We start from the raw sequence: 21,910 nt of genomic DNA on the forward strand, positions 1-21,910 counted from the left end.
TTTTCGTAGACTTCACAACTAGGCCAAAAAGGCCCGATTCCGGTGTGATTCCGAGCCAGGAACGAGCGCAATCGTGTTCCGGAGCAAATGGCGACACTTTTTTGGGATGCCCCGCCCCGCCCCGGCCAAGTCGTTTAGTTGCTGGATTCGTTAGTCGGCGCCTAACAAGGCACGTATCTGCGGTCGCGAATTACCCTTCTAGCGGGAGCGCCCTGAGTTCGGGAAGACCGCGAAAATACTCCTCGTAGTCCATCCCGCAACCGAAGATGTAACGGTCGTCCACTTCGACGCCGAAGAAGTCGGGCCGGTAGTCGGACACGTATTCTTCGCGGCGCTTCATGACGAAGGTGGCGCTGTACACCACTGCCGCGCCCGCGCGCTGGCAATACTCGACGATGGCCTCCAGGGTTTGGCCGTAATCGAAGATGTCATCGATGATCAGCACCGTGCGACCTTCCAGGCTCGTATACGGCTCGGCGCGCCAGGTGAGTTCACCGCCCTCAAGCCCACCGGCGTAGCGACTGGCGTGCAGATAATCCAGGGTGAAGGGCACGGTGAGCCGCGCCATCACATGCACCGCCGGGTACATGCCGCCCTTGAGCACGGGCAACACGAGGAGGTCGTTCTCCCCCAGCGTCTCGCCCAGTTGGTCGTTGATGCGGCCGGTCATGGTGTCGAAGGCCTCGGCAACCGCCTCGCTGCTGTAGAGCAACTCGGAGGTGCGAAGCACGTCCACCAGTTCCTGTCGCGATCGCTGCATCGGGGTCTCCGTGGGTCTGAGAAGTGAGGGCTACGATGGGGGCCGCAGCATACACCAGCCTGCAGACTCGCCGCTCAGGGCTCCGCGCCGCCTGCGTCGATGGCCACCGCGGTGCCGGCGGCGACTCGATCGAACAGCCAGCGCACATCCTCGTTGCGCATACGGACGCAGCCGTGGGAGGCGGGCCGGCCCATGGGTTGGTCGTCGGGCGTGCCATGGATGTAGATGTAGCGGCGCATGCTGTCCACTCGCCCGAGACGGTTGTGTCCGGGCTCCGTCCCGCTCAACCAGAGGATGCGCGTGAGTATCCAATCGCGCTTGGGATGCTCAGCGCCGAGGGCCGGCGTCCAGATCTCGCCCGTGGCACGGCGGCCCACGAACACCGCGCGCAGGGGGGCGCCGGCGCCGATCCGCGCGCGCACCACGTGTCGCCCTAGAGGCGTCTGTTCGCTACCCATCTCCTGGCCGACCCCGCGGGCCGCGGTGGAGACGAGAAAGTCGCGCTCCTGCCCCTGCCCATCGGACCAGCGCAAGCGTTGGCAAGCGATATCGATGTGTAGGTGAGTGTCGTTCGCCATCGCCTCGCTCAACTCTACTTGCGCTCGAACAAGGCCATCGACTCGACGTGGCCCGTGTGCGGAAACATGTCGATCACCCCGGTTGCATTCAATCGATAGCCCAGTTCGCCAACGAGCATCCCGGCATCGCGGGCGAGCGTGCCCGGATGACAGGAGATGTAACAGATTCGGCGCGGTTTCCATCGCCCGACCATGGGGATCACGGCGTCCGCGCCCGCGCGCGAGGGATCCAGCAGCAGCGCATCGTAGGTGCGCTTGGCCCATGGGAACGGGGTGATGTCGGCGGACAGATCCGCCAGGTGCGCCTGCACCTTCGGTTCAAGGCCGTTGCGCAGGGCGTTCTGACCCAAACGTTCGACCAGCGCCGCATCGCCCTCGACGGCCACCACCTCGGCGGCGCGACGGGCAAGGGGCAAGGTGAAGTTACCGACACCGGCGAACAGGTCGATGACCGTCTCCCCGCCCTCGAGGGCGAGGAGCGATACGGCTCGTTCAACCAGCTGTGCATTGAGCGCCCCATTGATCTGGACGAAGTCACTCGGCAGAAAGCTGATCGTGAGATCGAAGGCCCCCAGGGCGTAGTGCAGCTCGGGCGGGGGCGCCCCGTCCAAGTCAACGATACTGTCAGGTTGCGCCGGCTGCAGGCACAAGCGCACGTCGTGTGCCCGCTCGAACGCGCGCAGGGTGCTGAGGTCCTCGTCGCTGAGCGGACTCAGATTGCGCAATACCAACACGGTGGCGTTCTCGCCCTGGGCCACTTCGATTTGTGCAATGCGCTCGCGCACGCTGAGGCCGCCGATGAGCCCAGAAAGGGCGTCCAGCAACTGCCCGACGGGGGCAGCGAGAACGTCGCAGCGACGCATGTCGGCGATGTCCGGCTTGAGGCGCTCACGGAAGCCGATCAGCACGCGGTCCTCGGCGCGCACGTAGCGCACGCCCAGGCGCGCCCGCCGGCGGTAGGCCCAAGGCTCGCCGGTGAGCGGCTCGAGCACCTGGCTCGGGGTCACCCGCCCTATGCGGGCGAGGCTCTCGAGCAGCGTGCGTTGCTTGGCCTCGATCTGCTGTGCCGGCGCGATGTGTTGCAGGGAGCAGCCGCCGCAGGTCTCGAAGTACTCGCAGCGTGGCGCGATGCGCTGCTCGCTGGGCTCGAGGATCTCGAGCAACTGTGCCTCGTCGTGACGCCGATCGCTGGGGCGCCGAGCGATGCGCACGAGCTCGCCGGGGAGTGCCCGTGAGACGAACACCGCCTTCCCATCGATACGCGTGACCCCGCGCCCGTCGTGGGAGAAGTCATCGATGCGCACGGTCTCCGGGGCACGCCAGGCCGTGCGCTGACGGGGTCGAGCTTGCTTACGGGCAGATCCGCCTCGCGACCGCGAGCGGCGGCCGCCCCGCGGCGCGCCCTCGTCAGTCAACCTCGAACTCCCGAGCCCACCTCGCCTCGGGCCGCGTCCCCCACCTCGGCGCGTAACAGTACCGCCACGGCCACGATCAAGCCCGCCTCATCGGTGAGCGTCAGGAATCCCTCGCCTACCCCGAGTTGCTCACGCACGGCCTGGCCGCGCGCGGAGAACATCGGTGACGGGCGCCCCGCCTCGTCAGATGCCACCCCTACATCGCGCACCCAGAGTCCGCGCGCGAAGCCTGTGCCGAGGGCCTTCACGATGGCCTCCTTGGCAGCGAAGCGCATCGCTAGGTAACGCACCTTGTGCTTGGTGCGCGAGAAGCGCTCGAGCTCCTCGGGCATCAGGATGCGTTGGGCGAAGTCCTCACCGTAGCGCGTGTAGATCTTCTCGATGCGCTCGAGGGCGATCAGATCGGTCCCGATACCGTGGATCATGAGCTGGTGGGTTCGGTGCTGGCGCGACGGCGGCGCAGCGTCGCCTTCGCCACCTCGCGGGTGCGCAGGGCGCGCCCGCCGAGCTGACGCTGCAGCGCTTCGCCGAGCAGCTGGCGCGCCACCTGCAGATCCTGCGGACGCTCCAGACGTTCACTGGCCAAGGCGAGCAGGGCCTCCCCCGACACCACCGTAGCGCCGTCAGCAACGCCCGCTGGCTCCGGGCCGTTCTCCGCGTAGTAGTGATAGTCGCAAGCGGCCTGCACGGGCCTGCCGCTCAGCCCTTCGTGCGTGAGATTGAGACCGTAGCCCAAGGCTTCGAGGAGGCGCTTCTCGAACAGGCGCAGGGCGCGAGCCGCCGCCTGATCGTCCCCGGCGGCCGCCAGGGCATCGATCACCACGCGGTAGTCGTCGAATACCTCGCGGTGCGGATCCTGTCGCTGCAGCAACTTGAGCAGCAGTTCGTTCACGTAGAAGCCGGCCATCAGCTGCGCCGGCGGCAAGCGAGGCGAGGCTTGATCGCGTTCCACGGTGGCCAAGGTGGCGAGCTCCCCGCGCCCTGCCCAACTCACGAGCAAGGACTGGAAGGGTTGCAACAGGCCGCGCGTCTTCGAGCGCGCGCTGCGCGCGCCGCGGGCGATCACGCCCATGCGGCCGTGGTTGGCCGTGAGCAGCTCGAGCAGCAGGGAACTGTCGCGATAGGGGTGGTGGTGCAGCACCCAGGCCGGTTCGAGCCCGGACCGACTCACGGGTTCTCGTAGCCGAGCGAACGCAGCGCTTGCTCGTTGTCGGCCCAGTTAGCCTTCACCTTGACCCACAGGCGCAGGTCCACGGGCACGCCCACCTCACGCTTGAGCTGCAGGCGCGCGGCCCGACCGGCGTCGCGCAGGTTCAACCCACCCTTGCCAACTACGATCGCCTTTTGCCCGTCACGCTCCACCCAGATGAGCGCTTGGATGCGAAGGCCTCGGCCCGCCTCCACGTACTCCTCGATCTGCACCGTGAGGCCGTAGGGCAACTCCTCCCGCAGGCGCATGGTGAGCTTCTGGCGAATGATCTCGGCGGCCCGGAACTGGGCGTTGCGATCGGTCAGTTGATCCGCAGGGAACAGCATCGGCCCCTGCGGCAGGCGCTCTACGACGATGCGTTCGAGAGCCTCGAGGTTTTCCTTCTTGGTAGCCGAGACGGGCACCACGGCCGCGAAGTCGGCGCGCGCACTGAGCTCTTCGAGGTACGGCAAGAGCATGTCGCGCGGCCGCGCCTGATCGATCTTGTTGACCACGGCGACCACAGGCACCTGCGTCGCCCGCACCTTCTCCAGGGCCTGCGCATCCTCATCGCGCCACTGCAGGGCCTCGACGATGAACAGCTCGAGGTCTGCCTCCGCGGCGGTCGAGACGGCCGTGCGATTGAGGTAACGATTCATGGCCCGGCTGCCGCTGTGACGGTGCATCCCCGGGGTGTCCATGAACACCAGCTGGTAGTCCTCGCGTGTACGGATGCCGAGGATCCGATGGCGGGTGGTCTGCGGACGCGGGCTCACGATGCTGACGGGGTGCTCGACGAGGGCGTTCAGCAGCGTCGACTTACCCACGTTCGGTCGCCCCACGAGGGCGACGAAGCCGCTGCGAAACGATGGTGCTGATGGGGTGTTGTCTGGGGCGTCCGTGTCACTCATGCGCGTAGCTTGGGGCTACGGGGCGCTGCCCGCAAGGGAGGCAGGGCTCCGCGACCGGTGGCTCACTCGTCCTCGGGCTCGCCTGCAGACGCCAGGCCCTCCAGCATGAGCGCCGCTGCGTGCTGTTCGGCCAGCTGGCGACTGGTGCCTTCCCCTCGGCTGAGCAAGGACAGGTCGTCGACGGCGCAGCTGGCGGTGAAGCGCTGGGCGTGGGCCTGCCCCTCGGTGGCGATGAGCTCGTACCGGGGAAGCGCCAGGCCGCGCGCTTGCAACAGTTCCTGCAGGCGAGTCTTCGCGTCCTTCTGCGCGGCCTCGGGCAGATCGGCCAGGCGGGACTCGAACAGGCGCAGCACGCACCCACGAGCCGCCTCGAACCCTCCGTCCAGGTAGATCGCCCCGAGCAGCGCTTCGAGCGCGTCGGCCAGGATCGAGGAGCGCCGAAAGCCACCGCTGCGGTGCTCGCCTACGCCAAGGTGAAGGTAGTCGCCGATGGATAGCTCACGGGCCACGTCGGCCAGGGTGTCGCGCTTGACCAGGCTCGCGCGCAGGCGGCTCAGCTCCCCCTCGCGCGCCTTGTCCCGCACCCGATAGAGGGCCTCGGCAATCACCAGGCCGAGCACGGCGTCACCCAGAAACTCCAGACGTTCGTTGTTGCGGCCGCCGGCGCTGCGGTGGGTGAGCGCCGCGGTCAGCAGTTCGCTATCCGCAAACTCGTGGCCGATCGCCCGCGTGAGTTTGCGCTGATCGCTCAATTGTCGCGCGCGACCAGCACGACGTGATCGAAGCGCACGAGAAAGTGCACGTTGGCGAGGAAGGGCACCTCATTCTCGTACTTGGCCGTCATGCTCATGAAGTCACCCTTGCGCTCCACCTTGACGTCACGGTAGCGGATGATCTCGATGCCCTCGATATCAAAGCGCTTCTCGAGCGCACCGAGCAAGTCGATGCGGCTCATGTTCTCTCCCTCGAACTCGTTTTGCACGCTCTGCATCGCCCCCACCACTTTCATGTGACCGAGGTAGATCGGGATCAGTCGGAACACGCCGAGCGCGATCAACGCGGCGCCTGCCAGGATCACGATCAGGCTGGGTAGGGTAAGCCCCCGGCTGCCACGCCGCGAGGAAGTTGCGCCGAAACCCAAGGTCGAGGTGCTACGCATAACTGACGATTCCCCTAGGTGATGCTGTCGCCGAAGCGGCCGAAGCGAATCCCTGGCAGACCGAAGCCCGAGGGAAACTTCACGCTGAGCCAGACGATCTCGGCCCGCCCGACCAGGTTCTCCTCGGGCACGTAACCCACCGCCTCCAAGAAGCGGCTGTCCGTGCTGTTGTCCCGGTTATCGCCCATCATGAAGTAGTGGCCTTGGGGCACTACCCACGTGCCGATGCCCTTGTTTCGCCGGTACCTGGGATTCGCTACGTACAGGACATCGTGCTCCCGCTCCCCGAGGAGTTCCTTGTGCAGCAGCTGCGCATACGGAGCATCCTCCGAGCCCGGTCCCGTGTAACGCTCCAAGGGTTCGATCTCCACCGGCTCCCCATTGACCCGCAGTTCGCCGCGAGGGCTGAAGCTCACCGTGTCCCCCGGTAGGCCGACCACGCGCTTGATGTAGTTGGTGCGGTTGTCCGCCGGCAGCCGGAACACCACCACCTCGCCGCGCTCGGGCCCGCCGAAGTCCATCAGCTCGGAGCGCAGCACGGGCAGGCGGATGCCGTAGGAGAACTTGTTGACGAAGATGAAGTCGCCGACGAGCAAGGTCGGCACCATCGACGCCGAGGGGATGCGAAAGGGCTCGAAGAGGAACGAGCGCACCACGAGCACCAGCAGGATAACGGGGAAGAAGGACCGCGCGTATTCCACCGCCGGCGGCTCAGGCGCATCGGCACCCAGGGTCTCCAGACGACGCTTGCGCAGGAAGCCGACTTCCAGCGCGTACACGATACCGGTGAGCAGCACGCCCGCCACCAGCGCGAGTTCCAGGCCCTCGATGATGATCGCCCACCAGAGCAACGCGATCACCACGGTCCAGGCGCACACGGTACGCGCGGAGCTGATCCACGCGGGCGGGGCCTCACCACGCGCCTGGCGCCCACTTCGCGCAAACAGCAGATCGCCGATCACGATCGCGCCGCTGACGGCCGCGATGATGAGCACGGTCTGAAGGGAAAGGAACTTGAACATCGGAAAGGCTCGCTTTCGGCGTGTTGATGGGTGTTGGGTAAGGCGCCGGGGCTAAGGGTCGGGCAAACCTACTTCTTGCCGCCGCCCGCATCGGTGCGCAGCACGGCGAGGAAGGCCTCCTGGGGCACGTCCACGGAGCCGAGCTTCTTCATGCGTTTCTTGCCTTCTTTCTGCTTCTCGAGCAGCTTGCGCTTGCGCGACACATCGCCGCCGTAGCACTTGGCGGTGACGTTCTTGCGCAGCGCCTTGACGTTGCCGCGGGCCAGCACATGGCTGCCGATCGCCGCCTGCACGGCGACGTCGAACATCTGCCGCGGGATCAGCTTGACCATGGCGTCGACCAGCTCACGACCGCGACGCTGCGCGTTGTCCTTGTGGGTAATGATGGACAAGGCGTCCACTCGGTCGCCATTGATCAGCAAATCCAGCCGAACCAGGGGCGCCGCGTCGAAGCGCTCGAACTGGTAGTCAAAGGACGCGTAACCGCGGCTCACGGACTTCAGGCGGTCGAAGAAGTCGAGCACCACCTCCGCCAGGGGGAGCTCGAACTCGAGCTGCACCTGGGAGGCTGTGTACTGCATGCGCTTTTGCACGCCCCGCTTTTCGATGCACAGGCCGATGACCGCGCCCACGTGCTCCTGGGGCACGAGGATGCTGCCGCGGATGATGGGCTCGCGCAGCTCCTCGATATCGTTGACCTTGGGCAGATCGCTGGGGTTATCGAGTTTGATCGTCTCCCCGGCGGTGGTGAGCACCTGGTAGATCACCGTCGGTGCGGTGGTGATCAGATCCAGGTTGTACTCGCGCTCCAGGCGCTCCTGCACGATCTCCATGTGCAACATGCCGAGGAAGCCGATGCGAAAACCGAAACCGAGGGCTGCGGAGGTTTCCGGCTCGTAGTTGAGGGCCGAGTCGTTGAGGGTGAGCTTCTGCAGTGCCTCGCGGAAGTCCTCGTAGTCTTCCGAATTCACCGGGAACAGGCCGGCGAACACGCGGGGCTGCACCTGCTTGAAGCCGGGCAGTGGCTCGGCGCATGGTTGCTTGGGATGGGTCAGCGTGTCGCCTACGGGCGCGCCGCCGATGTCCTTCACGCCCGCGATCACGAAGCCCACATCGCCCGCGCTGATGCTGTCGGTATCGAGCATCTTGGGCGTGAAGCGCCCGACGCGACTGACCTCGTAGTCTTGCCCGGTGGACATCACGCGCATGCGCTGCCCCTTGCGCAGCTCACCGTTCACCACTCGCACGAGGGAGACGACGCCGACGTAGTTGTCGAACCAACTGTCGATGATCGAGGCCTGGAGCGGGTCCTCGGTGCTTCCCTGCGGTGGCGGAACGCGCTTGACGAGTTCCTCGAGCAGATCCTCCACGCCAATGCCGGTCTTGGCGCTGACGCGCACCGCGTCCAGGGCCTCGAGGCCGATGATGTCCTCGATTTCCTGAGCCACCCGATCGGCATCAGCGGCGGGCAGATCGATCTTGTTCAGCACCGGCACCACTTCCAGCCCCTGCTCGATGGCCGTGTAGCAGTTGGCGACGCTCTGCGCCTCGACGCCCTGGGCGGCGTCGACCACCAACAGGGCCCCCTCGCAGGCCGCCAGGGACCGGGAGACTTCGTAGGAGAAGTCGACGTGGCCCGGCGTATCGATGAAATTTAACTCGTAGGTCCGGCCGTCGCGCGCCTTGTAGCGCAGGTGCACGCTCTGGGCCTTGATGGTGATCCCACGTTCGCGCTCGATGTCCATCGAGTCCAGCACCTGGGCCTCCATCTCGCGCTCCGTGAGGCCGCCGCAGATCTGGATGAAGCGATCGGCCAGCGTCGACTTGCCGTGGTCGATGTGCGCGATGATCGAGAAGTTTCGGATATTGTCCATGGGGCGGGATTATACCCGCCGGCCGCCGCCGAACTGCGGCCGGGCGTCACGTGTCACGAGCTTCGGGCAGGGCGCGAGGCAGGGAGGCTACGGTTCGGGCGTGCTCGCCGGGCGAATCGAACGGCCGATCATCGTCACCGTGTCGGCGGGCACCTCGCCGATGACGACGATTTGATAGGCGCCGACGGTGCGCGAAAAGGCGCTCGCCGCCCCGAGTTCGGCGAAGGTGGTGCGGGCGCGGCGGGCCGCCTGGGCGCGCTCGATGAAGACGGAGACCGAGGCCAGGCCATCGGAGTAGACCAGATGCTCCGCGAAGGGGCCGTCCGCCGCCAGCTCGCGGGTGGCGATGGAGAGGCGGAAGCCGCGCGGCAGCCGGTCGGCGGTCCATTCCGCCTCCTCGCGCAGTTCGTGCTCACCCACGGGCGAGGCTTGCAGGGTTCTGTAGCCGTCGCTCGGCAGGGTGGGCGCCAGCAGCCCCTCTTCGATGGCGCTGGGGAAGTCGATCTCGGTGAAGTGCATCAGCTCCACCACACGGCCGTGTTCGCCGACGGTCATCGTCTTCAGCGGCATCGCCGTAGCGGTGTCCAACCAGAATTGGTAGCCGAAGCGGTAGCGATCGAGGGGGCGTACCGCGATGCGCCGCGTACGCCTGCCGGCCACGCGCTCCTCGCCGAGGAAGGTGATGTTGTAGAGATCCTGCACCCCGCCTTCGTAATTCGGTAGCGCCGCGCGTAGGGGGCTCTCGCCGCCCGAGTCGATCACCACGGCCCGATCGGCGGGCATGGTGCAGCGGGTGACCATGTCTTCGCGCAGCACCTCGCGCTCCGGCCCGTCCAGGGACAGAAGCCGTTCCGCCACCGGTGAGCTTTGGGTGGCGGCCCGGTGCACCACCTGCATCGTGCGCGATTCGCTGCCCGAGAGGTGCACGAAGGTACCCGTGTAGTTCAGGCCGTCGACCGCGGCATTCATCCGCTGCAGCCAGGCCAACGGCTCTCCGGCGAGCGCGCCCGCGCTGGCAAGGACGGCCGCGAGGCCGAGCAGCAGAGCCCGCGGCTGCGATCGGGGAAGTCGACTCACTGCTGCACGTCCTGCGTGGCAGCCTCCTCCTCAGCCCCATCGGTGCTGGGTTCGGTGGGCTGCAGGTGGTCGTAGGCGCGTTGCGCTGCCACGAAATCCGGACGCACGGTCGGGCCGACCGCACTCGTGTGCTTGAGCAGGTAGCTGGCGAACGAGGCATTGCCGGGCACCTCGACCAGCACCCCATCCGCGCCCGATGTCGTCACCGGCGGCACAGTGGGGAACAGGGTCTCCTCCAACGCCGTCTCGCCCGCGTCCACCAGGCTCGGGCCCGCGTCGGGCCGTGGCAGCACGGTGACCAACACCACGGCGGCGACCGCCGCTGCCGCTGCCACACGGGCCAGCGGCATCAGGCCGCCGCTCGCGACCTCGCTCGCCGGCGCCTCCGCCGCGTCGGTCGGTGCCGCCTGGGGGATCGATTCGCCGTGGATCGCGCGCTGCACGCGTTCCACCAGATCCATTTGAATGGGCGCCGAGTGCCCCCTCAGCACCTCGCCGATAGCAGCGTAGTGGTGCAGGTGACGCGACAGGTCAGGATCCGCTTCCAAGCGACGCAGCAAGAACCGAGCCTCGTCGGGCGCCAGTTCGTCGTCGAGGAAAGCAGAGAGCTGCTCGCGGCCAGGATCGTGATTTGAAGTGGTGTCGTTCACGGCCGAATTCCCTAATCAAGCAACGGCTGTAGATGTTTTGAAATGGCCTCGCGGGCCCTGAAGATTCGCGAACGCACGGTGCCCACTGGACAGTCCATGGCGTTGGCGATGTCTTCGTAGCTCAAGCCCTCGAGCTCGCGCAGCATGATCGCCGTGCGCAAGTCCTCGGGGAGCTCTTCGATGGCGCGCTCAATCGTCCGGCGAATCTCGCCCGTGAGGGCCAGGCCCTCTGGCGTATCGACGTCTTTCAAGCGCCCCTGCAAGTCGTACTGCTCCTGATCCTGCGGATCGAAATCGTAGTCGATCGGCCGTCGCCGAGCCGCCACGAGGTGGTTCTTGGCCGTGTTGATCGCAATGCGATACAGCCACGTGTAGAACGCACTGTCGCCGCGGAAGTTCGGCAACGCCCGGAACGCCTTGATGAAGGCCTCCTGCGCGACATCCAAGGACTCCTGCGGATCGTGTACATAACGGCGAATGAGCTGCACGATCTTGTGCTGGTATTTGGTGACCAGCAGATCGAATCCCGTGGAGTCGCCGCGCTGGGCTCGCTCTACCAGCAGCTGGTCCGTCGTGCGATTACTCACTCAATCCTGCCTTCCCTGCAACGGTGTGACCGGTGCGTCGGCAGAAAGTTCGCGAGCGGAGCGAGGGAATGTCCGGCCGGGGAGAGACGGCGCTGAAAGGCGTGCGCCGGGTCACGATCGGCGCCTCGACGGACGGTCCGCCGGCCGCGGCAACCCGGCCTGCGACCAGGCGCAGAGCCGGCGCCATGCGTCGGGCGCCAGGGCGTCGGCCGCCAGGTGGAGGTGGAGCGATCTGGGGCGCCGATCCCCCGCGGTGCGGGCCTGGCGCTGGCCGTGCACGCTGAGGAAGGGACCGCGCCTCTCCAACACGGCATCGCTTGCGTGCAGTACGGTGCCGGCACCCCCGGTGCTGTGCAGATGGAAGGCCCCGTCGGCGTGGAGTTCGAAGCAGGTGCCCGCGAGAGCGCCGCGTCGCCCGCGCGCCCCCGCGTCGACCTGGCGCCGCCATCCGAGGACGAAGGCACAGAGGCAAGCCGCAGCGCACACCCACGGGGTGATGCCGGCGAGGACGCAGACCGTCCCGATCACCGCGAACACCAGGCCCGCATCGCAGGCCGCCCCCCACAACGCCAGGGTGCGTGAAGCGCCACACTCAGCCCGAATGGGTGCGTCGAAGCTCGGCAACGATGGCCTCCCCGTCCTTGTCGCTAGCCTCCGTGCGACCGCGCAGCAGGTCGAACAGTTCCGGGTCGGAGAGCTCCAGCAATGACTCGAACGCCGCTTGCTGCGCGTGCGGCGCAGCGCCGTAGTGCTGGTCCAGGTAGCGGCTGAGCACCACGTCGAGTTCCCGCATGCCGCGACGACAACGCCAGCGCAGGCGGGCCAGATGAGCGCGTGCGTCCGCCTCCCCCATCGCGCTCAGTGCCGGCGCTCCACCATCATCTTCTTGATCTCCGCGATCGCCTTGCCGGGGTTCAATCCCTTGGGGCAGGTGCGCGTGCAGTTGAGAATGGTGTGGCAGCGGTAGAGGCGGAAGGGATCTTCCAGGTCGTCCAGGCGTTCACCGGTCGCCTCGTCGCGGCTGTCGACGATCCAGCGGTAGGCCTGGAGCAGAATGGCAGGGCCAAGGTAACGATCGCTGTTCCACCAGTAGCTGGGGCAACTGGTCGAACAGCAGGCGCACAGGATGCAGGCGGAGGGCTCATCGATCTTCGCCTGATCTTCCTTCGACTGCAGGCGCTCGCTGTCCGGTGGCGCGGGCGTGCGCGACTGCAGCCAGGGCTTGACCGAGGCGTACTGGGCGTAGAAACCGGTCAGGTCCGGCACGAGGTCCTTGATCACCGGCATGTGCGGCAGGGGGAAGATCTTCACATCGCCCTTCACCTCATCGCAGGCCTTGGTGCAGGCGAGCGTGTTGGTGCCGTCGATGTTCATCGCGCAGGACCCGCAGATGCCCTCGCGACAGGAGCGGCGGAAGGTGAGGGTCGGGTCGATCTCGTTCTTCACCTTGATCAAGGCGTCCAAAACCATGGGCCCGCACTCGTCCATGTCCACCTCGTAGGTGTCCACGCGAGGGTTCTCACCCGAGTCCGGATCGTAGCGGTAGATCTCGAAGCGCTTCTTGTTGGTCGCGCCATTGGCGGCAGCGTGGGTCTTGCCCTTGCCGATGCGTGAGTTCTTGGGGAGTCGGAACTGAGCCACGACGAATTCCTCTGTTAGCTGATCATCGACAAGGGGTTAGTACACGCGCGCCTTGGGCGGCACAGCCTCGACCTCGTCGGTGAGCGTCTCCATGTGTACCGGACGGTAATCGATGCGGTAGCTGCCATCGTTCTCGACCCAGATGAGCGTGTGCTTCATCCAGTTCTCGTCATCGCGGTCCGGGTAGTCCTCGCGGGCCTGGGCGCCGCGGCTCTCCTTGCGGTTGCGGGCACCCTCCACGGTGGCGACCGCCTGCGTCAGCAGGTTGTCGAGCTCCAAGGTCTCGACCAGATCCGTGTTCCAGATCAGCGAGCGGTCGGACACGCCGACGTCCGCAAACTCCTTGACCACCTCCTGCATGGCGGCCGAGCCTTCCTCGAGAGTCTCACCCGTGCGGAACACGGCCGCGTTGTTCTGCATGATTCTCTGCATCTTCAAGCGCAGGGCCGCAGTACCGTGCTCGCCCTTGGCGTGACGCAACTTGTCGAGGCGCTCGATAGCGTCGCTGCCGGCATCGTCCGGTAGCGCGGGCTGACGCGCTCCCGGCTTGACGATATCCGCGCAACGCTTGGCCGCGGCGCGACCGAAGACGACGAGGTCGAGCAGGCTGTTCGAGCCGAGGCGGTTGGCGCCGTGCACCGATACGCACGCCGCCTCGCCCACGGCCATCAGCCCCGGCACCACGCACTCGGGATCGCCATCGCGCAGGGTCACCACCTCACCGTGGTAGTTCGCCGGCACGCCGCCCATGTTGTAGTGCACGGTGGGGAGCACGGGAATCGGCTGCTTGGTCACATCGACGCCGGCGAAGATACGGGCCGTCTCGGCAATGCCCGGCAGGCGCTCGTGGATCACTTCGGGGCCGAGGTGCTCCAGATGCAGATGGATGTGATCCGCCTCCTTGCCGACCCCTCGCCCTTCGCGGATCTCGATGGTCATCGAGCGCGAGACGACGTCGCGCGAGGCCAGGTCCTTGGCGTTCGGTGCGTAGCGCTCCATGAAGCGCTCGTTTTGCGCGTTGGTGAGGTAGCCGCCCTCGCCACGCACACCCTCGGTGATCAGACAGCCCGCGCCGTAGATGCCCGTGGGGTGGAACTGCACGAACTCCATATCCTGCAGCGGCAGGCCCTGGCGCAGCACCATACCGTTGCCGTCGCCCGTACAGGTGTGTGCCGAGGTGCAGGAGAAGTACGCGCGGCCGTAGCCGCCGGTGGCGAGGATCACGGTCTGCGCGCGGAAGCGATGCAGCGTGCCTTCGGCCATGTTCAGGGCCATCACGCCGCGGCATTCGCCGTCGTGCATGATCAGATCGAGGGCGAAGTACTCGATGAAGAAGGTGGCGTCCTGTTTGAGCGACTGCTGGTACAGGGTGTGCAGCATGGCGTGACCGGTGCGGTCCGCCGCGGCGCAGGTGCGTTGTGCGGTGCCCTGACCGAAGTGGGTGGTCATGCCGCCGAAGGGGCGCTGGTAGATCTTGCCTTCTTCCGTGCGTGAGAAGGGCACGCCGTAGTGCTCGAGTTCGATCACCGCGTCCGGGGCTTCCTTGCACATGTACTCGATGGCGTCCTGATCCCCGAGCCAGTCGGAGCCCTTGATCGTGTCGTACATGTGCCAGCGCCAATCGTCCTCACCCATGTTGGCGAGGGCTGCACTGATACCGCCCTGGGCCGCCACCGTGTGGCTGCGCGTGGGGAAGACCTTGGTGATGCAGGCCGTGTTCAGCCCGGCCTCGGCCAGCCCGAGGGTCGCGCGCAGACCTGAACCTCCCGCGCCGACCACCACCACGTCGTAGGTGTGGTCAACGATCTTGTAGTCACCCGCGATCATGGCGTGCCTCCGAAACTGATCCGCAGCACGGCGTAGATACCGATGGCACCGAGCGCGAAGTGGACGAACTTGACCAGGATCAGCCCTGGCACCTTGAGTGTGTCGGCATCCACGTAGTCCTCGACGATGACTTGAACACCGAGGCTGGAGTGGTAGCACGCCGTGCCGACGAACATGGCCGTGAAGACGGCGTTGACCGGTGAGGCGAGCCACATCGCAAGGCCCGCATGATCCAATGCCCCCGCACCGGCCAGCTGGCCGACGGCGACAGCAAACCAGATGCCGAGCAGCGCCAAGGCCACCGCCGTGACCCGCTGCGACCACCAGTGCTCAGCGCCCTCCTTCGCGGACCCGAGGCCGAGCACCTGGCCGAGCGCACTACGCCGGCTCACTGCCCACCTCCGATGCCGATAAGGCCGAACCAGAGAATGGCGTTCAGCACCAAAGAAGCACCAACCACGATCCAACCGCTGCGGTAGATCTGGGAAATCTCGAAGTTGCGCCCCGTATCCCACAACAGGTGGCGGATGCCGTTGCACAGGTGATAGCAAAACGCGTAGGTAACGGCGATCAGCAGCAGCATGCCCAGCGGACTGGTGAGCGTGGCGACAGCCGATGCGTACGCCTCGGCGCCGGCCGCCGCTGAGGCGAGCCAGTACACGAGGGCGCCGAGGCCGAGGAAGTTGAGCACCCCCGTGGCGCGGTGGGAAATCGACAGCACGGAGGTGAGCTGCGGACGATAGACCTGCAGGTGCGGCGACAGCGGCCGCGACGACGACGAAGACATGGACTAATGATTCCCTGGTGGTACGCGATCGTTGCGTGGCGGGCGGTGGCTAAAAGTCGATGCAGCGACCGTTCTTCTCCCAGTCGCCGAAACGGGTGGGCTCCGGACCGTCTCGGCCGCCGATCTCGCGCGGCTCGGCGGTGCTGCCCTCTTGCTCTTGTGCGCTCCCGGTGCTGGTCGTGGTAGCGGCCGGCGACGTCTCGCCCGCCGCTGGCGAAGGCTCGCGCTCGGTGGGAGGGGTCTGGGTCATGCACTACACTCCGGGGAACGAAAATCTGACGGGTATTCTCTCCGAAGCCCGGTGTGCGATCAAACGCGACAGTTCGACTTTTTGAAGGGAAATTCGGTGGATACAGATAATACTGGAAGCTGGCGCAGGACCCTGGAATCGCTGGCCCTGATTACGGTTTCGGGCGAGGACAGCGAGGCCTTCCTACAGGGCCAACTGAGCAACGACGTCAGCGCCTTGAGCGCCGACAGTCCGGCGCAGTTCTCCAGCCTGAGCACGGCCCGCGGGCGCGTGTTCGCCGTGTTGCTGGTGATACGCCGAGCTGAGCACGAGTTCGGCCTCGTGTTGCCGCAGGCGCAGGTGCAGGACGTGGCCAATCGCCTGCGCATGTTCGTCCTGCGCTCGAAGGTGACGCTGGTGGAGGCGACGGCAGCACGTTTCGAGGGGGCCAGCGGCAGCCTTGCGCAGGACATCCTCGACCCCGAACAGCCCTGGGCGGCGCGCTGGCTCGACGATACGCACCTCGCCATCCGCTGGCCCGACCCGACCCCCCGCGTCCTGCTGCTCAGCCTCGACCCGAGCGCCGAGACCAGTGAGGCGACGGACGATGGGTGCTGGTGGCAACGCGAAATCAGCGCCGGTATTCCGTGGATCACCGGCGAAGGTGCGCGCGAGGAGTTCGTCGCCCAGATGCTCGACCTCGATCTGCTGCAGGGGATCAGCTTCGAAAAGGGCTGCTACACGGGACAGGAGGTGATCGCCCGCACCCACTACCTGGGGCGCGTGAAGCGGCGCCTGCGGCGCTATGCCGTGGACGTCCAAGACGTGGCGCCTGGCGCCGCCATCGAGGCGCAAGTCACGGATGAACAATGGCAAAAGGCCGGCAGCGTGGTGCTCGCGAGCCCGAGCGAAGTGCTCGCCGTGCTGCAGCTCGACCACGCGGAGCGCCCCCTGCGCCTGGCCGACACCCCGGACCATGCGGGGCTACGCCCTCTGGACCTGCCTCGCTGACGCCTTGGCAATCGTGGCCATCCCCCCTTGGCTTGCAGTGCAGCAGATGCGATAGTCGATCTAACGGGATGCCGCATCCTGCAGCGCCCCCCGTGCTGGACGGACCCAACGTAATGGACGACAAGATCAAGTCGAAGCAGCGCCTGACCATGGCCGAGCTCGCACGCCTCGCCGGCGTGTCCCCCTCCACCGTCTCCCGAGCCCTGAGCAACAACCCGCTGGTCAATCACCAGACCCGCGAGCGGGTGCAAGCCCTGGCCCGAGAGCACAACTACCAGATCAACATCAGCGCGCGGAACTTCCGCCTTCGACGCAGCAGCACGATCGCGGTGGTCGCCCCGGCGGACCCGCACACGGGTCGCTTCGCTGCCGACCCCTTCGTCACCGATCTGCTCGCCAGCATCGCCGACACGGCTGCGGATCGCGGCTACGAGGTGTTGCTGGTCAAGGGCGGCACCCACCGGGACTGGCACGCTGACTTCATCGCCGCGTGCCGGGCGGACGGCATCGCCACCATCGGTGGCGCCATTCCTGAAGACGGCCTGCGCGAGCTCCGCGAACGGGGCGCTCCCCTGGTCGTCTGGGGCATCTGGCAGCCGGAGGACGTCTGCACCATCTCGACAAACAACCGCGCCGGTGGCGCCGCCGTGGCTCGCCACTTGCTCAGTCTCGACCGCCGACGGATCGCCTTCCTCGGCGATCCGAAGACTCCGGAATTCGCCATGCGCCTGCAGGGCCTGCGCGATGCCCTCGATGGACAGCAACCGGGCAGCGGCGATCGGGTCACGGTGATCGACATCCCAGCGAGCGATGAGCATCTGGAGGCTCGCCTGGCACCAGCACTGGCGACGCTCGATGCGGACGCGGTCTTCGCCGCCAGCGATCTGCTCGCCCTCGCCGCCATCCGCGGCCTCGAGGAGAGTGGACGCAGCGTGCCTGAGGATGTGGCCGTCGTGGGGTACGACAACACGCGCCTGGCCGCCTACAGCTCGCCGTCCCTCACCACCGTCGATCAGCAGATCGCAGACGGCGGCCGCCTCATGGTGGATTGCCTAAGGCAGATCATCGCTGGTGAATGTGCAGATCCGCACACGCTGACCCCGCGCGTGGTGGTGCGCGGGTCCTGTGGCGCGCGCGACAAGGCCGCCAAGGCGGCGCCCCAAGCCATCACGGCCTAAGGGGCCTTAAGCGTCCTCGTGGTCGGTCGCCGTTCCGGCGGCCGGCGCTTCGGGGCGCATGTGCGGGAACAACAACACGTCCCGAATCGACGGCGAGTCGGTGAAGAACATCACCAGGCGATCGATACCGACGCCGAGGCCACCGGAGGGCGGCAAGCCGTACTCCAGGGCGCGCACGTAGTCCGCATCGAAGTACATCGCCTCGTCATCGCCCGCGTCCTTGGCCGCGACCTGATCGCGAAAGCGCTGCGCCTGATCGTCGGGGTCGTTCAACTCGGAGAAGCCGTTGGCGATCTCGCGGCCGGCGATGAAGAGTTCGAAGCGGTCGGTCAGGAACGGATCGTCGTCGTTGCAGCGGGCGAGCGGGGAGACCTCCGTGGGGTACCCCGTGATGAAGGTCGGATCGAGCAAGGTGTGCTCGACCCGTGCCTCGAACAGCTCCATCAGCAGGCGCCCTGCGCCGAACTCGGGCTTAGTCTCGATCTGCGCCTGCGCGCAGCGTTCGGCCAGATAGTCGCGATCGCGCAAGCGCGCGGCATCCAAGGTTGGATCATCGGCGAGCACCGCATCGATGACGCTGACGCGGCGGAAGGGTTGGCCCAGATCGTACTCGCGCTCCTGGTAGGAGAACTGCAGCGTGCCCAGGGCCACCTTCGCGGCATCGCGAATCATCCCCTCCGTGAGGTCCATGATGTCGTCGCAATCCGCGTACGCCTCGTAGAGCTCGAGCATGGTGAACTCAGGGTTGTGGCGCGGCGAGAGGCCTTCGTTCCTGAAGTTGCGGTTCACCTCGAACACCCGCTCGAAGCCCCCCACCGTGAGGCGCTTGAGGTACAGCTCGGGTGCGATGCGCAGGTACAGATCCATGTCGAGGGCGTTGTGATGGGTGATGAAGGGTCGGGCGATCGCCCCGCCGGGGATCACCTGCATCATCGGCGTCTCCACTTCCATGAAGTCCTTGGCGCTCAGGAAGTCGCGCATGGCGCGAACGATGGCCGCGCGGGTGCGAAACACGCGTCGACTCTCCTCGTTCACGATCAGATCCACGTAGCGGCGCCGGTAGCGCATCTCCTGGTCGGCGAGGCCGTGGTACTTATCGGGTAGCGGTCGTAGGGACTTGGTCAGCAGGCGTGCCTGCTCGGCCTTCACGGAGAGCTCACCGGTACGGGTGCGAAACAGGGTGCCCTCCACGCCGATGAGATCGCCCACATCCCAGGTCTTGAACTGCTGGTAGACCCCTTCGGGCAGCCCATCGCGCTGCATGTAGAGCTGGATGCGCCCCGCATCGTCCTGCAGCTGGGCGAAGCTCGCCTTGCCCATGACGCGCTTGGCCATCATGCGCCCCGCCACCTTGGCCCGAATCGCTTTGGCTTCCAGGGCATCGTCGTCGAGGCCCTCCGCCGCGGCATGCAGCTCGGCGCTCAGGGCGTCGCGACGGAAGTCGTTCGGGTAGGCGTTGCCGGCTTCGCGCAGCTCGGCGAGCTTGCGGCGTCGTTCGGCGATGAGAAAGTTTTCGTCGTCGGAAGGGGTGCTCATGGGCGGCGCTATCGTGAGTGTGGGTTAGAGGCCTTGCTGCAAGCTGGCCTTCAGGAAAGGATCGAGGTCACCGTCCAGTACGGCCTGCGTGTTGCCGATCTCGACGTTGGTGCGAAGGTCCTTGATGCGGGACTGGTCGAGGACGTAGGAGCGAATCTGCGTGCCCCACCCGATGTCGCTCTTGCCGGCCTCTTCGATCTGGGCCGCCTCGCGACGCTTGCGCATCTCCTCCTCGTAGAGCTTTGCGCGCAACTGCTTCATCGCCGTGGCCTTGTTCTTGTGCTGCGAGCGATCGTTCTGGCACTGGACCACGATGTTGGTCGGCAGGTGGGTGATACGCACGGCGGACTCGGTCCGGTTCACGTGCTGACCGCCTGCGCCGGAGGCGCGGTAGACGTCGATGCGAAGGTCACCATCGTTGATCTCCACCTCCACCGAGTCGTCGATCTCAGGCGACACGTAGATCGAGGCAAAGGAGGTGTGGCGGCGGTTACCGGAATCGAAAGGTGACTTGCGCACCAGGCGGTGGGTACCAGTTTCCGTGCGCAGCCAGCCGTAGGCGTAGGCCCCCTTCACCAGCAGCGTCACGCTCTTGATCCCGGCGACCTCGCCTTCGGATTCCTCGATGATCTCGACGGAGAAGCCGTGCGCCTCGCACCAGCGCAGGTACATGCGCTGAAGCATGCCGGCCCAATCCTGGGCCTCCGTGCCGCCCGCGCCGGCGGTGATGTCGACGAAGGCGTTGCTGGCGTCGGCCTCGCCGGAGAACATGCGCTGAAACTCCAGGGACCCCACCCGCGACTCGACCTTCGCGAGCTCGGCGCGAACGTCCTCGAGGGCGCTCTCCTCGTTCTCCTCGACGGCGAGATCGAGCAGCTCCGCGACGTCTTCCAGGGACTGGCGAATGGTGTCCAGGCCCTGCACGATCTCTTCCAGGCGGGCGCGCTCGCGCCCCAACTCCTGGGCACGTTCGGGGTTGTTCCAGACCTCGGGGTCTTCGAGTTCCCCGAGCACCTGCTCTAGCTGATCGGCCTTACCAGCGTAGTCAAAGATACCCCCGGAGTTGCTCGCTACGAGAGCTGAGGTCGGCAATGGTGGCGCGCAGCTGGCTGACGTCTTCCATCGAACGCGGGTCTCCTATGACGGGGGCGATTGGCGAAGCCCGCGAGAATACCACGGGTGAGCATCGCCTCGGCTGCTGCCATCGAGGAGATCGGCGAGATTCACGGCTTGCCCTCCCGCCGGCCACCAGGGACGCGCTCGAAGGCCCGTGGGCAGCTCCCACAGAGTCGTACCCGCCACCAGGCGAACTCGCCTACCGCGGCGCGCAACGACACTCGCAATCAACGCCTCCAACCATGCTCGACTTGCCGACGGCGCCTCGCTGAGCTCCAGGTAGGCGGCGTCCAGCACGACCAGCGCATCGCCGCGGCCGCCGAGTGCATCGAGCGCCGCCTGACGGCGTGTCGCCGGCGAGCGCGGCTCGCGAAGCAACTCGCCACCGAGTGCGCAGTGCCAAGCGCCCAACAGCTCCCGGTCGGCGCTGACCAGGCGAGGCAGGCCATCGCGCCACGCAGGTTCTGGTGCCAGTTCCTCGCCGCCACCCCAGAACCAGAGCGCGTTGACCGTCGGAACCCCACGTGCCTCCCGCGCCGCGTTGGTAGGCGTTTGCGAGAGCAGCATCTGGCATTCGGTCGCCAGACTCAGCAGCGCTGTGGCGTCGGGACCCGTCGCCAGGAGGCCGCGCAGATCACGGCCAGCGGCGAAGGCGGTGGCCACGGCCCTCGCCTCCCATCGTCGATCAGCGCGCAAATACCATCGGGTGGTACTTGGCGCCACGAGTTCGAGCTGCGCGCCGCCCAGATGCTCGCGCAGAGCGCTCACCAGCGAATCGGCATCCTCCTCGCGCAACCCCAGCGAGGCTCCCGCGGCGGCGAGGCGCACGTGGTCGATCGCGGCCATCAGATGGACCGGATCCGCCCGCCACCACCGCGCCGGCTCATCGAGGGCGACCGCGGCCTCGGGCGAGGCTTCCGCCGCCAACGCGAAAGCGGCGCCGGCCCAACCCTCCAGCGGCTTGCCCCACAGCACCTCGAGCAGCCCGCGCCAGTCGAGCGCCGCCTGCTCAGGCAGCGCCTCGGACTGCCCGCGAGCGAGCAATTTCCCTAGGTAAGTACTCTCCCCACCCACCGCGCTCGCGCGCAGGCGCGCCAGCCAGTCGGCGTTGAGGACGAGATCGATGGTCGAGGGCGTAGCGCGTGTCATGGCTTCGTCGTCGCAGGGGGTTCGAGGCAAGCGAGGCCGAGGGGCGGTACCATGCACCGCTGCACCGCGAGTGTCGAGGAGATCGCGTGAAACTGACCCTGCATACGGAGGCAGGCGTACACCTGGTCCGCGCCTACCGACCGGGCCAACTGCGCCTTGCGGATCGCGAGGTGGATACGCCCGTGCTGATGAGTCCCAACGAGCTCGTATGCCC

Annotated in this window: 24 protein-coding genes and 1 pseudogene; 2 read left to right on the forward strand and 23 right to left on the reverse strand. The window is 66.7% G+C overall.

The features are described 5' to 3' along the window. Positions 1-190 precede the first annotated feature (190 nt). From AAF184_04875 to AAF184_04970, 20 genes are all read right to left on the reverse strand, one after another. The gene (locus AAF184_04875; GenBank protein ID MEO0421644.1) at positions 191-760 is read right to left on the reverse strand and encodes a hypoxanthine-guanine phosphoribosyltransferase; all 570 of its coding nucleotides are present in this window, start codon (positions 758-760) and stop codon (positions 191-193) included. 74 nt (positions 761-834) lie between these two features. After that, on the reverse strand, positions 835-1,338 hold the full coding sequence (locus AAF184_04880) for a L,D-transpeptidase (GenBank protein MEO0421645.1): 504 nt from the start codon (positions 1,336-1,338) through the stop codon (positions 835-837). Positions 1,339-1,352: 14 nt separating this feature from the next. Further along, complete coding sequence (gene rlmD, locus AAF184_04885) at positions 1,353-2,753, reverse strand: 23S rRNA (uracil(1939)-C(5))-methyltransferase RlmD (GenBank protein MEO0421646.1); 1,401 nt, start codon at positions 2,751-2,753, stop codon at positions 1,353-1,355. Next, entirely contained in the window at positions 2,750-3,178 is a 429-nt protein-coding gene (gene acpS, locus AAF184_04890; protein ID MEO0421647.1) for a holo-ACP synthase, read from the reverse strand. The genes rlmD and acpS overlap by 4 nt, the downstream gene beginning before the upstream one ends. After that, a complete protein-coding gene (gene recO, locus AAF184_04895) occupies positions 3,175-3,924 on the reverse strand; it encodes a DNA repair protein RecO (protein ID MEO0421648.1) in 750 nt (249 codons plus the stop codon). Before recO ends, acpS begins: the two co-directional genes overlap by 4 nt. Then, positions 3,921-4,853: a GTPase Era gene (gene era / locus AAF184_04900; GenBank protein ID MEO0421649.1), complete on the reverse strand. Its 933-nt coding sequence runs from the start codon at positions 4,851-4,853 to the stop codon at positions 3,921-3,923. Before era ends, recO begins: the two co-directional genes overlap by 4 nt. A 62-nt stretch (positions 4,854-4,915) precedes the next feature. Continuing rightward, positions 4,916-5,605, reverse strand: a complete 690-nt coding sequence (rnc, locus tag AAF184_04905) for a ribonuclease III (GenBank protein ID MEO0421650.1) — start codon at positions 5,603-5,605, stop codon at positions 4,916-4,918. Next, positions 5,602-6,012, reverse strand: coding sequence for a DUF4845 domain-containing protein (locus AAF184_04910; GenBank protein MEO0421651.1), 411 nt, complete (start codon positions 6,010-6,012; stop codon positions 5,602-5,604). The genes rnc and AAF184_04910 overlap by 4 nt, the downstream gene beginning before the upstream one ends. Before the next feature lie 14 nt (positions 6,013-6,026). Next, entirely contained in the window at positions 6,027-6,842 is an 816-nt protein-coding gene (gene lepB / locus AAF184_04915) for a signal peptidase I (protein ID MEO0421652.1), read from the reverse strand. A 260-nt stretch (positions 6,843-7,102) separates the two neighbouring features. Continuing rightward, positions 7,103-8,908: a translation elongation factor 4 gene (gene lepA, locus AAF184_04920; GenBank protein ID MEO0421653.1), complete on the reverse strand. Its 1,806-nt coding sequence runs from the start codon at positions 8,906-8,908 to the stop codon at positions 7,103-7,105. Between the two features lie 87 nt (positions 8,909-8,995). Then, positions 8,996-9,985: a MucB/RseB C-terminal domain-containing protein gene (locus AAF184_04925; GenBank protein ID MEO0421654.1), complete on the reverse strand. Its 990-nt coding sequence runs from the start codon at positions 9,983-9,985 to the stop codon at positions 8,996-8,998. Next, positions 9,982-10,635, reverse strand: coding sequence for a sigma-E factor negative regulatory protein (locus tag AAF184_04930; GenBank protein ID MEO0421655.1), 654 nt, complete (start codon positions 10,633-10,635; stop codon positions 9,982-9,984). Before AAF184_04930 ends, AAF184_04925 begins: the two co-directional genes overlap by 4 nt. A gap of 11 nt (positions 10,636-10,646) precedes the next feature. Beyond that, entirely contained in the window at positions 10,647-11,222 is a 576-nt protein-coding gene (gene rpoE / locus AAF184_04935; protein ID MEO0421656.1) for an RNA polymerase sigma factor RpoE, read from the reverse strand. A gap of 111 nt (positions 11,223-11,333) precedes the next feature. Further along, the gene (locus AAF184_04940; protein ID MEO0421657.1) at positions 11,334-11,846 is read right to left on the reverse strand and encodes a hypothetical protein; all 513 of its coding nucleotides are present in this window, start codon (positions 11,844-11,846) and stop codon (positions 11,334-11,336) included. Continuing rightward, complete coding sequence (locus AAF184_04945; GenBank protein MEO0421658.1) at positions 11,815-12,075, reverse strand: succinate dehydrogenase assembly factor 2; 261 nt, start codon at positions 12,073-12,075, stop codon at positions 11,815-11,817. Before AAF184_04945 ends, AAF184_04940 begins: the two co-directional genes overlap by 32 nt. A gap of 5 nt (positions 12,076-12,080) precedes the next feature. Continuing rightward, positions 12,081-12,863: a succinate dehydrogenase iron-sulfur subunit gene (locus AAF184_04950; GenBank protein ID MEO0421659.1), complete on the reverse strand. Its 783-nt coding sequence runs from the start codon at positions 12,861-12,863 to the stop codon at positions 12,081-12,083. 36 nt (positions 12,864-12,899) lie between these two features. Further along, complete coding sequence (sdhA, locus tag AAF184_04955; protein ID MEO0421660.1) at positions 12,900-14,690, reverse strand: succinate dehydrogenase flavoprotein subunit; 1,791 nt, start codon at positions 14,688-14,690, stop codon at positions 12,900-12,902. Next, complete coding sequence (gene sdhD / locus AAF184_04960) at positions 14,687-15,082, reverse strand: succinate dehydrogenase, hydrophobic membrane anchor protein (GenBank protein MEO0421661.1); 396 nt, start codon at positions 15,080-15,082, stop codon at positions 14,687-14,689. Before sdhD ends, sdhA begins: the two co-directional genes overlap by 4 nt. Further along, entirely contained in the window at positions 15,079-15,477 is a 399-nt protein-coding gene (gene sdhC, locus AAF184_04965; GenBank protein MEO0421662.1) for a succinate dehydrogenase, cytochrome b556 subunit, read from the reverse strand. Before sdhC ends, sdhD begins: the two co-directional genes overlap by 4 nt. A gap of 49 nt (positions 15,478-15,526) precedes the next feature. Next, the gene (locus tag AAF184_04970; protein ID MEO0421663.1) at positions 15,527-15,727 is read right to left on the reverse strand and encodes a DUF1674 domain-containing protein; all 201 of its coding nucleotides are present in this window, start codon (positions 15,725-15,727) and stop codon (positions 15,527-15,529) included. A gap of 96 nt (positions 15,728-15,823) precedes the next feature. Between AAF184_04970 and AAF184_04975 the strand changes: the two genes are divergently transcribed. Both AAF184_04975 and AAF184_04980 read left to right on the forward strand, forming a co-directional pair. Next, positions 15,824-16,717 (forward strand): hypothetical protein, encoded by an 894-nt coding sequence (locus AAF184_04975; protein ID MEO0421664.1) that lies wholly within the window; start codon positions 15,824-15,826, stop codon positions 16,715-16,717. A gap of 113 nt (positions 16,718-16,830) precedes the next feature. Next, positions 16,831-17,895, forward strand: coding sequence for a LacI family DNA-binding transcriptional regulator (locus AAF184_04980; protein ID MEO0421665.1), 1,065 nt, complete (start codon positions 16,831-16,833; stop codon positions 17,893-17,895). A 6-nt stretch (positions 17,896-17,901) separates the two neighbouring features. On the opposite strand, the gene lysS is transcribed toward AAF184_04980, so the two are convergent. From lysS to AAF184_04995, 3 genes and pseudogenes are all read right to left on the reverse strand, one after another. Beyond that, positions 17,902-19,431: a lysine--tRNA ligase gene (lysS, locus tag AAF184_04985; GenBank protein MEO0421666.1), complete on the reverse strand. Its 1,530-nt coding sequence runs from the start codon at positions 19,429-19,431 to the stop codon at positions 17,902-17,904. Between the two features lie 24 nt (positions 19,432-19,455). Continuing rightward, positions 19,456-20,554, reverse strand: a protein-coding gene (gene prfB, locus AAF184_04990; protein MEO0421667.1) for a peptide chain release factor 2 whose coding sequence is annotated in 2 segments (ribosomal slippage) — positions 19,456-20,478 and positions 20,480-20,554 — 1,098 coding nt in all. Because the reading frame shifts where the segments join, the coding sequence is not laid out codon by codon here. A gap of 473 nt (positions 20,555-21,027) precedes the next feature. Further along, positions 21,028-21,696 (reverse strand): annotated as a pseudogene (locus AAF184_04995) (hypothetical protein). Between the last annotated feature and the right edge of the window lie 214 nt (positions 21,697-21,910).

This window comes from Pseudomonadota bacterium (genome assembly GCA_039815145.1).
Classification (GTDB): Bacteria; Pseudomonadota; Gammaproteobacteria; order Steroidobacterales; family JBCBZW01; genus JBCBZW01.